Origin of the sequence: Nocardia aurantia, from assembly GCF_009604425.1 — a bacterium.
In the GTDB taxonomy this organism is placed as follows: Bacteria; Actinomycetota; Actinomycetes; order Mycobacteriales; family Mycobacteriaceae; genus Nocardia; species Nocardia aurantia.
The window spans coordinates 379,175-392,090 of sequence record NZ_WEGI01000002.1 but is presented as its reverse complement, the minus strand read 5'-3'; the positions used below and the strand labels follow the sequence as shown (position 1 = coordinate 392,090).

The following is a 12,916-nucleotide window of genomic DNA, read 5'->3' as shown; positions in this document are numbered from 1 at the left end:
CATTGCCGGCCCGCCCCCGACCGCCGGCGGGTACTGCTCGATCCCTCGGGCCATCCCTTCTGCCTCACCGTCCCGCCCGGCACCGATCGGTGATCTCCGCGGCGGCCGTCGAGTAAGCCCGCGCTCGCCGCGCAGCACGAGCGGCTCGGGTGGACAATGGGAAACACTGTTTCCCTCTGGAGGTGTCCGTGCGGTACGCGATCATCGGCTGCGGCAATGTCGGCATGGAACTGGCCCGGCGCTGGACGACCACGGGGCACAACGTGGTCGGGACGACCACCACGCCCGAACGGATCCCGGAACTGCGCGCGGTGTGCACGGAGGTGGTCGTCGCGCGGGGTTCGAACCGGGCGGCGGTGGCCCGCGCCGTCGACGGTGCCGACGCCGTGGTCCTGGCGGTGAGCCCGCGGCTGACCCGCGCCTTCGACGCGGCGTCCCGGGTCGCGGAATACGCCGACACGCTGGTGGCGAGTGCCCGCGTGGCAGCGGAACTGCACGAGCGGGTGGTCTTCGTCGGCTCCGGATCGGTGTACGGCGCGGCGTCCGGCGCCGAGGTCGACGAGTCCACCCCGACGACCGACGACCCGGACGCGTCCCCCCGCAACTTCCTCGCCGCTGAACAGGTGGTGCTCGGCGCCCCACGCGGCGCGGTGCTGCGTATCCCGGATGTCTACGGCCATCCCCGTGACATGGACTACCCCACCCGGATCCGGTTCGCCCACGAAAGACTCGGCGGCAGCGTTCCTTTCGCGGCGAAGGCCCTGCTGTACCGGATCGACTATCGTGACGCCGCGGCGGCCCTGGACCATGTGGTCACCTGCGAACTGACCGGCATCTACAACGCCTACCCGGACACGGTCGTCCCACCGACCAACGAGCAGGCGTTCGCCGAGATCTGCACCGCGGCAGGACTTCCCGCATTGACCTATCGCGGCGAGATCGGATCGCCCGAGGTGCCGGTCAGCTCGGCCCGGTTGCGGGCCACCGGGTTCCGGTTCGCCCACGGGTGAGCGGGCGCTGGGTACCGAGCTGTATTCGCTCGGACTCTGCTCGCTTCGGATCGGTGCTGGTCATGGGAGGTCGGCACCCGACGCCGGCGGAGTCGGTGCGCAGCAGAACGATTGCGAGGATCATCGACCGAATCCCTGCCGGCCGATCCGGGATTTCGCGCCGAATCCCATGGGGCGCAGGTGATCAGGCGGCGCGCAGCCAGGTGTCGAGCGCCGCGAAATCGCCGTCGCCGAGTCCGCGGTGGGACTCGACCCGGTGCAGGAACGCGCGATCGGGATGATGGGAGCCGACCCAGTCCCGGTCGGCATCGGTGATCTCGTCGTCGATCCACGCGAACGGGCGGCCGGCCGCCTGGTGCACCAATGTCCTTGTCTTCCAGCACAACCCGAACCAACGGTCCTCGTGTTCGTGTTCGGCGGAGGGGACGGGCCAGCGCACGACCGGTAGCGGTGAAAGCCCGATCCGCGGCGCGATCTCGATGTTGGCCTCGTCCTCCCAGGTGGTGGCCCACACCAGCTCACCGGGCAGCGCTGCCAGCCGTCGCCCCAGCTCGGGGGTCAGCCGCGACAGCCGGGAGTCCGCGACGACCTCCCGCGATCGACCCTGGGGGTCGGTCCCGAAGGGAAGAAGCGGGCCGTCGACGTCGAGGAAGATCAACGGGCGTCGGGTTCGGCCGGTCATGTCGCGATCGTCGGCGATCACGGGATCACGCTGCCGGTTTCGACGCCGTCGGGCAGCACATCACCCGGTTCGGGGTGACCCGGCCGCTCGGATCCGTACTCACGGCTGCGACGCTAACAGGGCATACCGTTGTGCGGGAATCGGTATCGCCACCGGGACCGGAGCGGTTCCCGCGGGGCAGCCCGGCGCGGGGCAGGCGGCCACCTTTCGCTACTACCCGATGAACTTCCACGGCTCCCGGTGACGCGCGACCGGCTCGTCAGCGGTACGGGTCGGTGATTTCGCGGAGTCGCGCCATGATGTCGTGCAATTGGCGCATCCGCGGGCGGCCCAGATGGGCGGCCCACTCCTGTTCGACGGCGGTCGAGGCGTTGTTGGCGAAGGTCGCCATCGCCAGGCCGCGTTCGGTGAGCCGCACCAGGCGGGCTCGCGCGTCGGCCGGGTCCGGTACCCGCTCGACGTAATTCGCGCGTTCGAGCTGGTCGACGAGGAATCCGGCGGTCTGCTTGGTGATCTGTGCCTGCTCGGCGAGTTCGGTGAGCCGGGTACCTTCCGGGCCGATCCGGGCGGCGACCCGGCCCTGGGCGACGGTGATGTCGCCGTAGCCGGCCTCGGCGAGGGCGGCGAAGGTGCGCTGCTCCATCGACCGGTAGGCGATGAACATCGACAGTCCCACGTTCATCTCGTCGTCGGCCATCCGGTTCCCTTCCCGCTCTTGACAGTGGTCAGGATAGCTGACCAAAATTAGTCAGAGACACTGACCAATATGACAGGGGGTTCGGATGGATCGGGAAAGCAGTTGGGCGGCGATCGAGCGGCAGCGGCTCGCGATCGCCGGTCTGCTCACGGAGCTGACACCGGAGGAATGGGCGGCGCCGTCACTGTGCGCGGGCTGGCGGGTCCGGGATGTCGCCGCGCACATCGCGCTCACGCCGCAGCCGATGCCGCTGCGCACCCTGTTGGCGGCCGGTCTGCGCGCTCGGGGTGATTACAACCGGATGATCGATCGGCTCACGGTCGCGCACGCGAAACATCCTGTCGCCGAGCTGGTTTCCCAGATTCGTGATCAGGCCGCGTCGCGCCGGTTGCCGGGTCCGACCAACTATCGCAACATCCTGTTCGACATCATCGTGCACGGCCAGGACATCGCGATTCCGTTGGGGCGCACACTCACCACCGAACCGGCCGCGGTGGCGGCCGCCGCGACGACGGCCGCCGGCATCGGCCGGCCCATCTGGGACGCTCACCGCCTCGACGGCCTACGCCTGCGCGCCACCGACATCGACTGGGAATTCGGCGCGGGCCGGGAGATCCGCGGACCCGTCCTGGCGCTGCTGTTGCTCGTCACCGGCCGGACGGCGCTGCGGCACGAACTCACCGGCGACGGAACCGATTTCGCGATCGACCGGCTCACCCGCTCCCGGCGTGCGCCCGCACCGCACGAAAGGGCGGCGAACTCGTGACCAATCCCGGATGGCAGAACCAGCAGAACGCCAACCGTCAGGCCATGGACGCACTGCACCGGGCCCGCCGAACGGCGGACGACTCGGCGCGGCTCGCGCGTGGCGGCTCGCCCGGAGGGTGCGCGATCACCCTCATCGCACTCGTCATCGTCATCGTGATCGCCGTGATCGCGGCGCCGATCGCACTCGACATCATCCGGCACACCGGACATTGACCACCAGGAGAATTCGATGAAACTCGTTGTCGTCGCCGCAGCAGCCGCGGCATTGCTCGTATCCGGTTGCGGGGCAGATGTTTCCGGCCCAGGGCTACCCGCCCCGGTACCCCCGGCCGCCGCCACCGGATCCGCGGTGCGCCCGGTCGGTGTCTCGCTCGACGGAGCCACCGGCCGCCTCGTCCGACAGAACGCGAAGACCTACCTTGTGACCATCGACGTGCACGGCAGCGGCGACGTGGTGAACATGACCTGGAAGATCGCCTCGGAGAATCACCTCGGAGGCGCGAAGGTGAATCCGAAAACCCCGTTCCACGTCGCTCGGCCGGTGACCGCCGACTCGCCGTTCGAAGTGAGCGTTTTCGGTTACACCGACCCCGGCGCCGACCTGCACTGCACGGTGCGGGTCGACGGCAGGGTCGTGCTCGACCAGGCGAGCACCGTACGGGGCCTGTACTGCGACACTTTCGTCCAGGTGGAGTGAATCCGGCACTCCGGCAGCCGTTTTCGCTGCGTGCGCGGGTGCCGGTCCGGGCCGTGTCCGAGCACCCGGGCCGCCGGGGAACGCGTGCTCGCGGTATCGGACCTGTCGGGCGGGCTTCGGCTACTGTCCTCGGATGTCGTCGATCCGTCCTGTGCCCCGCCGGTGGTTCTGGTCCCACGATATCCAGCCGCACCAGATCGCGGGGCTCACCATGTCCGGCATGCGGCTGGAGCGGCTGGCGAACTATCGGCGCGGGACGAGCGATGCGCGCCGGTTCGCCGCGCTCTACCACGACGACGGCGGCGAGGACGTGCCACCGCGTACCTGGCTCGTCGACGCCGATGCGGACGGTGCGGGGGAACACGCCGCCCGGGCCGCGACGGTGAGCGTCGACGTCGCTCCGGACAGCGGCACGGTCGGCTTCACGCTCGTCCTCGACGCCGAGCCGCATCCCGGGCGGACCCTGCACACCGATCTCGACGCCGCCGCCTTGACCGCACTGGTCGGCGACGGCGCCGCCGTGGTGGATCTCGCGACCTATCGGCGCGACGGAAACCGTTGCTTCGCAGCGATCGTCGAGCCGCGCCCGGAGCGCGGCACCATCGTCTTCCCCGCGCTGGGCCGTGACGAGATTCGCCCGGCGATGAAGGCGCGCAAGGCCTTCCCGATCCGGGTGCGGGCCTACCATTCCCCTGCGGGCTGGCAGTCGGCGATCGTCGCCGAACCCGCCGACGGCACCTCCTGGTGGATCCGGGTCGATGTGGACGCCGACGATGTCTCCCACGAATTCGAACGGCACCGGGCATATCCGCTGGATCTCGACGCCGCCGGACACGGTCTCGGAGTGCGCTTCGCCGTCGTGGCGGCACGCTGACCTCCCGGCGCGGCCGGTGAGCGCTCGTGGCGGCGGGCCACAAGGACGTTCGGCGTTTCCGTTCGAGGAGAGCAGCGGATCCGTTCGGCCGCGGAATCTTTCGGCACGGACGATCCGGGCGGTCCGCCGGGGCGCAACGGCGCTGTCCGGCAACAACTCCGGGTGAACCATTCGGGGGTGCCGACCCGTTACACTCGCGCGGTGGTATCGGCTCGGATCGTGCCACGAGTTGGGAGTGAAGCAATGGCAGGAGAATCGGCGCCCGAGCGCGGGCTCGAGTTCGCCGATTCCGGTGCGCGGTCCGCCCCGTGGGGGACAGCGCCATCGGGAGGTCCCGTTCTGGCCGACCGTTATCGGCTCGACGCCCTACTGGGCAGCGGCGGGATGGGGGACGTGTGGCGCGCCACCGATCTGCTGCTGCACCAGACCGTCGCGGTGAAACAGGTGCGTATCCCGCCCGAGGCGGACGCCGAGACGGCCCGGACGATGTGCGAGCGGACCCTGCGCGAGGCGCGCGCCGCGGCCCGGCTGCGGGCCCATCCGTCGATCGTCACCGTCCACGATGTCGTCGTCGAGGACGGACGGCCGTGGATCATCATGGAATTCGTGGACGGCCGGTCGCTGGATCGGATCGTCGCCGAGCAGGGGCCGCTGCCGGTGCGGGCGGTCGCGAACATCGGCCTCGCGCTGCTCGACGGACTCGGCGCGGCGCATGCCGGCGCGGTGCTGCATCGCGACGTCAAACCGGCGAACGTGATGGTGTGCCGGGACGGTCGCGTCGTGCTCACCGATTTCGGAATCGCCACTGTCGCAGGCGATGTCGCACTGACCCGTACCGACATGATCAACGGTTCGCCGGGCTGGGTGGCGCCGGAGCGGCTCGACGGTGAGAAGGGTCAGGCCGCCTCCGATCTGTGGTCGCTGGGCGCGACCCTGTACTACGCCGTCGAGGGACATCCGCCGTACCAGCGCGAGGAACTGCTGGCCGTGCTCGTCGCGACCATCAGCGCGGATCCGGATCCGATGCGGCTGGCCGGACCGCTCACCCCGATCCTGACCGGTCTGCTGCACCGCGATCCGCGGCAGCGGATGACCGATGTCCAGGCGCGGGGGATGCTGCGGTCGCTCACCACCGGCGAGTCCGTGCCGCCGGTCCGGCCGAATCCGCCGCCGGAGCCCGCAGGCACTCGCGGCCGCTGGGGTGTGGCGGTGGCCGTTGTCGCTGCCGTGGCGCTGGTCGTCGGCGGTGTCGTCGCGTTCGTCTACTCGCGACACGACACCGGTACCACCGCCGCGCCGCGGCCGACGGGAGCGACGGGAGCGTCGGGGGCGAGCCCGGCGCCGATCCGGAGTTCCGCCGCCGCCGGCGGTTCGGGCGCGCTGATCATGGCCGACCCCGAGGCATGCTCGCTGTTCACCGACGAGGCGGCCGGCGCGATCCTCGGCACCGCGGTGACCAGTCAGTTCCAGACGCACAGCGCGTGTTCGTGGTCCACCCCCAACAGCGGGACCTTCGCCTCGGTGACGCTGATCCGGCTGACCAGCATCACGCAGGCGCAGGACACGTTCGCGATGGAGAAGCAGGACATGCGCGACGAGCCACGCCGGTCGCCGGGTACCACCGTCCGCGCCGACACCACCGCCGGAGACGAGTCCTTCGCGTACAGCAAGCCGGACTCCGGTAATCCGGTGCATCCCGCGATGGTGCTGTTCCGGCTGCGGAACATGCTGGTGACCGTCTACGTCAGCGCTTCCGCACCCGAATATGCCCTCGCGGACCGATTCGCGGCGGCGGTCGCGGGCACGCTCGGCAAGTTGAGCTGAACGGATCGGCCCGGCCCGGCCCGGCCACGTGACCGTCGACGGCACGGAGCCACGTCGGCACGGTGCGCGGAATCAACGCCTCGGGTGTCGGTGTTGCTTCGTAGAGTGAGCACACCGAACCACCCGGCACCGACAGATGGGGTCTCATGACCGACCGACCGACGATCATGGCCGTACACGCCCATCCCGACGACGAGGTCATCGGCACCGGCGGGATTTTCGCCCGGTACGCCGCGGAGGGTATCCGCACGGTGCTGGTGACCTGCACCAACGGCGAGCAGGGTGATGCGCCCGGCGGGATCAAACCCGGGGAGCCGGGGCACGACGAGAGCGCGGTACGGGCGTTACGGCTCGGTGAGTTGCGGGAGTCCGCGGCGATCCTGGGCATCGAACACGTCGAGTTGCTCGGTTATCGCGATTCCGGAATGGACGGGTGGGACGCCAACCAGGACCCGGGCGCCTTCCGCAACGTTCCGGTCGAACAGGCGGCCGCGCGGCTCGCGGACCTGATGCGGCACTACCGTCCTCAGGTGGTCGTCACCTACGACGAGAACGGCAACTACGGCCATCCCGACCACATCCAGGCGAATCGCATCGCGCTCGCGGCGGCCGCGGCGACGGACATCCCGGACAAGCTCTACTACACCGCGATCCCTCGCGAGAGCTCCCGCGAGATGTTCGAGGGGCTCAAGGCTCGCGGCCTCGTCGACTTCGAACCGCCCGAGGATTTCGGGACGCCGATGGACCGGATCACCACGTTCGTCGACGTCGCCGCGCATGTGCAGCGAAAGGTCAAGGCGCTGGAGGCGCACGGCAGCCAGAGCGACAGCGTGCCGTTCCTGCGCATGCCCTTCGAATTCCAGCAGATGATCTTCGCGACCGAGAGCTTCGTCCGCCACTTCAACCGCGTGGACGCGGCCCCCGCTCAGGAGACCGATCTGTTCGCCGGGTTGCGCTGAAGGTCCCGATCCGTGCTGCTGCTCGTGCCCGCCGATGTGCTGCGCCCGCGTCGTGCGGATGATCATTTCGCCGCCGAGGCGGAGGCGGCGCGTGCCCTCGGAATGGACGTCGCACTGATCGATCACAATGCGTCGACGGGCTCCGGCGGCGCCGAGGAGGCGGTCCGCGCGGTGAGAACCGGCGGTGCTGCGTGGTATCGCGGGTGGATGCTGCGCAGCGCGGAATACGCGGCCCTCGCCGCTGCGCTGCGCCGGCGCGATGTCACCCTGCGGACGACTCCCGAGCAGTACCGGCGGGCGCACGAGCTACCCGGTTGGTACGCGGCGCTCACCGACCTGACACCGCGGACCGTGTGGACCGTGGGCGACGATCGCGCGGACTTCGATTGCGCGCGTGGCGAACTCGGTTCCGGACCGGCGGTGCTGCGCGACTACACCAAGTCGATGAAACACTACTGGGCGGAGGCGGCCTTCATTCCGGAGTCGGACGACGCGGACTCCGCTTGGCATGTGGCACAACGGTTTCGGGAACTGCGCGGCGAGGACATGGCCGGCGGTTTCGTGCTGCGGCGCTTCGAGCATTTCGTCTCGGCCGAGGTACGCACCTGGTGGGTGGACGGCGAGTGCGTGGCGATCGGCCCGCACCCGGATACCCCGCAGGATCCACCCCCGGCCGATGTCGATTTCGCGACCCTCGGGCGGCCGATCGCGGGCCTCGGGTTCCCTTTCGTGACAGTCGATTTCGCGCTGCGGGCGGACGGCATGTGGCGCGTGATCGAACTCGGCGACGGGCAGGTCAGCGACCGGCCGCGAACGATGCCACCCGAAACACTGATCGCCGCGCTCGGGGCCGGTTCGTCCGGCTGATCGCTCTCGTGTAGCTCGTGTACCCGAATCGGCAACCGGCCTCTCCGTCGCACCCCTTCGGGACTGCATCCCGACCGCACGGAGGTCGGCGGTTGCCCGGATTTCGCCGTGCGGGGCGTGGAGGTCCCGGGAGGCGGCCGGGGCGGTGGTGGCACAGTGGACCTGCGGTGGACCCGAGCGAAGAGGAACAGAGCATGAGTGGACGGATCCCGAGCCGGTGGGAGGAGCGCGTCGCCGCCGACCCCGCGCATTCGACCTGGTACGTCGAGCGGTTCCGGGCGTTGACGGCGCAGGGGACCGACATCGTCGGGGAGGCGCGGCTGGTGGACGCGATGCTCGAGCGTGGTTCCCGCGTGCTGGACGCGGGGTGCGGGCCGGGGCGTATCGGTGGGTATCTGCATCGGGCCGGGCATGTCGTGGTCGGTGTCGATGTCGATCCGGTGCTGATCGAGGCGGCGGAGCAGGACCATCCGGGGCCGACCTGGCTGGTCGGTGATCTCGCCGAGCTGGACCTGCCGGGCCGGGGGATCGCCGCCGGGTTCGATGCGATCGTGTGCGCGGGCAACGTGATGACCTTTCTGGCGCCGTCCACGCGGGGGGCCGTCCTGGCCGGATTCGCTCGCCATCTCGCCCCGGACGGGCGGGCGGTGGTGGGGTTCGGGGCCGACCGGGGTTACGAATTCCCGCAGTTCTTCGCGGACGCCGAGAAGGCCGGACTTTCCGTGGACGTGCGGCTGTCCACGTGGGATCTGCGGCCGTTCACGGACGGGTCGGAATTTCTGGTGGCGGTGTTCTCGCGCGCGGCGTGAGGTGCGCGGTTCCTCGCGATCGGACCGGCCGGTCTCGCGGTGTGACGGTGGTGACCGGTTTCCGGGACGCCTCGTTGTAGAGTTCAGCCCGACGTGATGCCGTCCCGGGTGTTCCCGCCCGCGGCGGCTCGAGGCGGCAGTGAGGAGTTCGCCATGTCCTACGCAGTGGACTTCGCGACGGTGTCGACCGTCGGGCTGGAATCGTCGCCGGTGGCCCCGGCGCTGGCAGGTCTGCGGGCCAACGAGGCCCGGTACTTCAAGAACAAGTACGACCATGTCTTCACCGTGGAGCCCGCGGCCGACGCCGCGTCGACCGTCGAGTGGGTGAGCCGGATCCTGAAGGACGAGCGTGGCATCGTCATCGCCTCCCCTCCGCTCGAGGCGACCGCTTTCGAGGTGGACGGGATCCGCATGGCGTACGTCTTCTACGAGAGTGGCCTGTCGATCAACGTGATGTACTCGGTCGACGACTCCGGGAAGCGGGCCGTCGGCTTCAAGCTCTCCGACGGGATGGACATCCCGGACGAACTGTCCGCGTTCAAGTTCGCGCGGCAGAAGTCGAAGCTCGCTGGAACCATTCGCGGCTCGTACTTCGTCATCAAGAACAAGTACTGAAGCCCGGCCGTCGTCCCCCTGCTCGGAGGCATGCGCCCGGCAGGTGCGGTAGCGGAAAACGGGTGCGGGCGAGCGCATGTCGGGGCGGGCGGCTAGGGTGCGGGGTGCGTTTTCCGGCAACGGCGCCGGAAAGCGTCTCCCCTCATCGATCAAGGAGTGAATTCTGCTCGTGCGTTACCCGATTCGCGCCCTCGCCCTCATCGCCGGTCCGATCGCCGCCGCGTTGCTGACCGCCGGCACCGCCGCGGCCGAGCCCGCGCCGCAGCCCCGGAACGACATCTTCAGCCAGTTGCACGGCATTACCGCAGGTTTCGTGGACTTCGATCCGGCCTGCGCCTTCGGCTCCGTCTCCGGTTCCGCCTGCGGCCAGTACGACTAGCTCGGGCTCGCCGTCCGGGGCCGATGCGCCCCGGACGGCCTCGCGAAAAGGCCCAGAAGGTCCGGTCCGGCGATGAACTGAATTTCGAATATTCGGCCGGGGATTCAACTAATTGATTTCCGTTCTGGTCTTTTGTCGGCGGCGTGATATGTGCGTATTGTCTGCCGCATGCCGTCGAACAAACACGAGGTGCCCTTGGAGCTGTTTCGCGACAGAGCCGAATTGGGTCCCAAGATCGCACGCGAGTTGGGCGTGCCGGTCCCCGAAGGACTGTGCTGGCGATTGGGCCCGGAGACCGTGACGATGCTGAATCCGGCCGAGCTGCACCTGGACGTATCGCTGATCGGTAGTGACAGCGATCGTCCGGTATTCGCGATAATCAACGAAGTACAGGAACTGGAGCGGATGATGACGATTTCACTCGGCGATTACCCATGGAAAAGCGAATTCGCTCTCCAGCACCAGGCGCTCGGGCGCGCCGAAGGGGAGGCATTGGGCCTTGCCAAAGGTGAGGCACGCGGGTTTGCCAAAGGTGAGGCGAAAGCAATTCTCGATGTGCTGTCTGCTCGCGGGATCTCTGTTGACCCCGATTCCCGCCGCCGCATCCGCGAATGCACGGATCTCGATCAGTTGACGCACTGGGTGAAGCGCGCCATCGAAGTATCGTCGGCTGCCGAACTTTTCGATGTTGTGGTGTCGTCCGCTCATGAACTGTTCGATTGATATTCGTGGACAACGGGATTCGGCTGAAATGCCGTGATGGGTTGGTCCGGGCCGGGCGCCGCAGGACCTGCGGCGCCCGACCGGGGATTCAGGTGAGGTAGCGGTAGGCGGGGGAGCCCGGTTCCAGGCGCTCGCACTGGATGGGGGAGTCGTGGAGGCGCTTCAGTAGCGACTCCAGGCCGTCCGGTGCGCCGAGTTCGATACCCACCAGCGCCGCGCCCGTTTCCCGGTTGTTGCGCTTGACGTATTCGAACAGGGTGATGTCGTCGTCGGGGCCGAGCACCTCGTCCAGGAAGCGCCGCAGTGCGCCCGGCTCCTGGGGGAAATCCACCAGAAAGTAGTGCTTGAGGCCCTGATGGACCAGGGAACGTTCGATGATCTCGCCGTAGCGGGACACATCGTTGTTGCCGCCGGAGACCAGGCAGACCACCGTCGAACCCGGATCCACCATGAGTTCGGCCAGCGCCGTGACCGCGAGCGCGCCCGCCGGTTCGGCGATGATGCCCTCGCTCTGGTACATCTCCAGCATGGTGGTGCAGATCGCGCCCTCGTCCACCTGCATCATCCGGAAAGAACCTGCGCCGGAATCGGATTCGGTGGAGGTGAGCAGCGGCAGCGAGGCGTGCGAGACGACCCGGCCACCGAATCCCGCCACCGTGCGGTACGGGAGGTCGCCGACCCGGCGGACCGCCGCGCCGTCGACGAACGGGTCGATCTGGGGCAGCGTCACCGGGCCGCCGGCGACCAGCGCCGCGGTCATCGAGGAGGCTCCCGACGGTTCCACCCCCACGATCGCCGTGCGGGGGGAGCGTTCGCGCAGATAGGTGCCGATGCCGGACAGGCAGCCGCCGCCCCCGACCGGGACGATCACCAGATCCGGCGCCTCGGGCAACTGGTCCAGGATCTCGACCGCGACCGTGCCCTGACCGGCCGCGGTGCGGGGGTCGTCGAAGGGGTGGACCGCGGTGGCACCGGTGCGCGCGACATCGGCCGCGGCGGCCGCGGCGGCGGCGTCGTAGGTGTCGCCGATGGCGATCAGTTCCACGAATCGGCCGCCGTGCGCACGGATGCGGTCGCGCTTCTGCTTCGGGGTGGTGGTCGGTACGTAGATGCGGCCCTGGATACCCATGGCCCGGCAGGCGAAGGCGACGCCCTGGGCGTGGTTGCCCGCGCTGGCGGTCACCACACCGGCCGAGCGCTCGTTGTCGGTCAGTTGCACGATCAGGTTGTAGGCGCCGCGCAGCTTGTAGGACCGCACGGGAGTGAGGTCCTCGCGCTTGACGAAGACGTTCGCGCCCGATCGTGCCGACAGCCGCTCCACTCGTTGTAGCGGCGTCGGCTCGATAATGTCGGAGATTCGCTTCGCGGTCGCATCGATCTCGTCCGCCGTCAATTCGGGCAGCGGACCGGATACTTTCTCTGCGAGCTCGAGCGATTTCGACATCCCGTCATGCTAACGGCAGGCGAACTCGGGCCGGCGGCCGACCACGGTATCGGCGCCGGTCGTACCCATTGCCCGGATCCGCACACCGGGCGTGCGCCGGCGGTGTGCGGAGTCCTCGGACGCGTCAGCGGGGGGTGAGGACGAACAGCGGAATCTGCCGGTCGGTCTTCTTCTGGTACTCCGCGTAGTCGGGCCACGCCTCGACCGCGCGTTCCCACCACAGCGCCTTCTCCTCGCCGGAGACCTCGTGCGCCGTGTAGTCCTTGCGGACGGCGCCGTCCTGCAGCTCCACGTGCGGATCGGCCTTGATGTTGTGGTACCAGACCGGGTGCTTCGGCGCGCCGCCGAGCGAGGCGACCACCGCGTACTCGCCGTCGTGCTCGACCCGCATCAACGGGGTCTTGCGCAGCTTGCCGGACTTGGCGCCCACCGTGGTCAGCACGATGATCGGCTTACCCTTCATGGTGTTGCCCTCGGCGCCGGCGGAGGCCTCGAACTTCTCCACCTGTTCACGTGACCAATCGGTCGGGCTCGGTTCGTACTCTCCTTCGAGTGGCATGGCCTAGAG

Annotated in this window: 16 protein-coding genes; 12 read left to right on the top strand and 4 right to left on the bottom strand. The window is 69.0% G+C overall.

Annotation, left to right across the window (positions count from 1 at the left end; translation table 11 throughout):
• The first annotated feature begins 182 nt into the window (after positions 1–182).
• Positions 183–1,010: an NAD(P)-binding domain-containing protein gene (locus NRB56_RS05225; protein WP_153339327.1), complete on the top strand. Its 828-nt coding sequence runs from the start codon at positions 183–185 to the stop codon at positions 1,008–1,010.
• 184 nt (positions 1,011–1,194) lie between these two features.
• On the opposite strand, the gene NRB56_RS05220 is transcribed toward NRB56_RS05225, so the two are convergent.
• Together NRB56_RS05220 and NRB56_RS05215 are read right to left on the bottom strand one after the other, a co-directional pair.
• A complete protein-coding gene (locus NRB56_RS05220) occupies positions 1,195–1,692 on the bottom strand; it encodes an HAD domain-containing protein (RefSeq protein WP_153339326.1) in 498 nt (165 codons plus the stop codon).
• Between the two features lie 259 nt (positions 1,693–1,951).
• Positions 1,952–2,389 (bottom strand): MarR family winged helix-turn-helix transcriptional regulator, encoded by a 438-nt coding sequence (locus NRB56_RS05215; RefSeq protein ID WP_153339325.1) that lies wholly within the window; start codon positions 2,387–2,389, stop codon positions 1,952–1,954.
• 85 nt (positions 2,390–2,474) lie between these two features.
• Between NRB56_RS05215 and NRB56_RS05210 the strand changes: the two genes are divergently transcribed.
• The 11 genes from NRB56_RS05210 to NRB56_RS05160 all read left to right on the top strand — a co-directional run bounded on the left by NRB56_RS05210 (position 2,475) and on the right by NRB56_RS05160 (position 10,904).
• Positions 2,475–3,155, top strand: a complete 681-nt coding sequence (locus NRB56_RS05210; RefSeq protein ID WP_153339324.1) for a maleylpyruvate isomerase family mycothiol-dependent enzyme — start codon at positions 2,475–2,477, stop codon at positions 3,153–3,155.
• Entirely contained in the window at positions 3,152–3,370 is a 219-nt protein-coding gene (locus tag NRB56_RS05205) for a hypothetical protein (protein WP_153339323.1), read from the top strand. Before NRB56_RS05210 ends, NRB56_RS05205 begins: the two co-directional genes overlap by 4 nt.
• Positions 3,371–3,386: 16 nt before the next feature.
• Positions 3,387–3,854 (top strand): hypothetical protein, encoded by a 468-nt coding sequence (locus NRB56_RS05200; protein ID WP_153339322.1) that lies wholly within the window; start codon positions 3,387–3,389, stop codon positions 3,852–3,854.
• Between the two features lie 133 nt (positions 3,855–3,987).
• Positions 3,988–4,728: a hypothetical protein gene (locus tag NRB56_RS05195; protein ID WP_153339321.1), complete on the top strand. Its 741-nt coding sequence runs from the start codon at positions 3,988–3,990 to the stop codon at positions 4,726–4,728.
• 243 nt (positions 4,729–4,971) lie between these two features.
• On the top strand, positions 4,972–6,552 hold the full coding sequence (locus NRB56_RS05190) for a serine/threonine-protein kinase (protein WP_153339320.1): 1,581 nt from the start codon (positions 4,972–4,974) through the stop codon (positions 6,550–6,552).
• 146 nt (positions 6,553–6,698) lie between these two features.
• Positions 6,699–7,511, top strand: coding sequence for a PIG-L family deacetylase (locus NRB56_RS05185; RefSeq protein WP_153339319.1), 813 nt, complete (start codon positions 6,699–6,701; stop codon positions 7,509–7,511).
• Between the two features lie 12 nt (positions 7,512–7,523).
• The gene (locus tag NRB56_RS05180) at positions 7,524–8,378 is read left to right on the top strand and encodes an ATP-grasp domain-containing protein (RefSeq protein WP_319942577.1); all 855 of its coding nucleotides are present in this window, start codon (positions 7,524–7,526) and stop codon (positions 8,376–8,378) included.
• Positions 8,379–8,572: 194 nt separating this feature from the next.
• Positions 8,573–9,187: a class I SAM-dependent methyltransferase gene (locus NRB56_RS05175; RefSeq protein ID WP_153339318.1), complete on the top strand. Its 615-nt coding sequence runs from the start codon at positions 8,573–8,575 to the stop codon at positions 9,185–9,187.
• Between the two features lie 153 nt (positions 9,188–9,340).
• Positions 9,341–9,802, top strand: coding sequence for a phage tail protein (locus NRB56_RS05170; protein ID WP_153339317.1), 462 nt, complete (start codon positions 9,341–9,343; stop codon positions 9,800–9,802).
• A gap of 169 nt (positions 9,803–9,971) precedes the next feature.
• Entirely contained in the window at positions 9,972–10,181 is a 210-nt protein-coding gene (locus NRB56_RS05165; RefSeq protein WP_153339316.1) for a hypothetical protein, read from the top strand.
• 168 nt (positions 10,182–10,349) lie between these two features.
• Complete coding sequence (locus NRB56_RS05160; RefSeq protein WP_153339315.1) at positions 10,350–10,904, top strand: hypothetical protein; 555 nt, start codon at positions 10,350–10,352, stop codon at positions 10,902–10,904.
• Between the two features lie 88 nt (positions 10,905–10,992).
• Here the strand turns inward: NRB56_RS05160 and ilvA are convergent, their stop codons facing one another.
• Both ilvA and NRB56_RS05150 read right to left on the bottom strand, forming a co-directional pair.
• A complete protein-coding gene (ilvA, locus tag NRB56_RS05155) occupies positions 10,993–12,348 on the bottom strand; it encodes a threonine ammonia-lyase IlvA (RefSeq protein ID WP_153339314.1) in 1,356 nt (451 codons plus the stop codon).
• A gap of 124 nt (positions 12,349–12,472) precedes the next feature.
• A complete protein-coding gene (locus NRB56_RS05150) occupies positions 12,473–12,907 on the bottom strand; it encodes a nitroreductase family deazaflavin-dependent oxidoreductase (protein WP_153339313.1) in 435 nt (144 codons plus the stop codon).
• Between the last annotated feature and the right edge of the window lie 9 nt (positions 12,908–12,916).

What these genes read in the sequence shown, in the direction of transcription:
- NRB56_RS05220 (WP_153339326.1), bottom strand. Translation starts at nt 1,692, where the DNA reads ATGACCGGCCGAACCCGACGCCCGTTGATCTTCCTCGACGTCGACGGC.
- NRB56_RS05215 (WP_153339325.1), bottom strand. Translation starts at nt 2,389, where the DNA reads ATGGCCGACGACGAGATGAACGTGGGACTGTCGATGTTCATCGCCTAC.
- NRB56_RS05210 (WP_153339324.1), top strand. Translation starts at nt 2,475, where the DNA reads ATGGATCGGGAAAGCAGTTGGGCGGCGATCGAGCGGCAGCGGCTCGCG.
- NRB56_RS05200 (WP_153339322.1), top strand. Translation starts at nt 3,387, where the DNA reads ATGAAACTCGTTGTCGTCGCCGCAGCAGCCGCGGCATTGCTCGTATCC.
- NRB56_RS05195 (WP_153339321.1), top strand. Translation starts at nt 3,988, where the DNA reads ATGTCGTCGATCCGTCCTGTGCCCCGCCGGTGGTTCTGGTCCCACGAT.
- NRB56_RS05190 (WP_153339320.1), top strand. Translation starts at nt 4,972, where the DNA reads ATGGCAGGAGAATCGGCGCCCGAGCGCGGGCTCGAGTTCGCCGATTCC.
- NRB56_RS05185 (WP_153339319.1), top strand. Translation starts at nt 6,699, where the DNA reads ATGACCGACCGACCGACGATCATGGCCGTACACGCCCATCCCGACGAC.
- NRB56_RS05175 (WP_153339318.1), top strand. Translation starts at nt 8,573, where the DNA reads ATGAGTGGACGGATCCCGAGCCGGTGGGAGGAGCGCGTCGCCGCCGAC.
- NRB56_RS05170 (WP_153339317.1), top strand. Translation starts at nt 9,341, where the DNA reads ATGTCCTACGCAGTGGACTTCGCGACGGTGTCGACCGTCGGGCTGGAA.
- NRB56_RS05160 (WP_153339315.1), top strand. Translation starts at nt 10,350, where the DNA reads ATGCCGTCGAACAAACACGAGGTGCCCTTGGAGCTGTTTCGCGACAGA.
- ilvA (WP_153339314.1), bottom strand. Translation starts at nt 12,348, where the DNA reads ATGTCGAAATCGCTCGAGCTCGCAGAGAAAGTATCCGGTCCGCTGCCC.
- NRB56_RS05150 (WP_153339313.1), bottom strand. Translation starts at nt 12,907, where the DNA reads ATGCCACTCGAAGGAGAGTACGAACCGAGCCCGACCGATTGGTCACGT.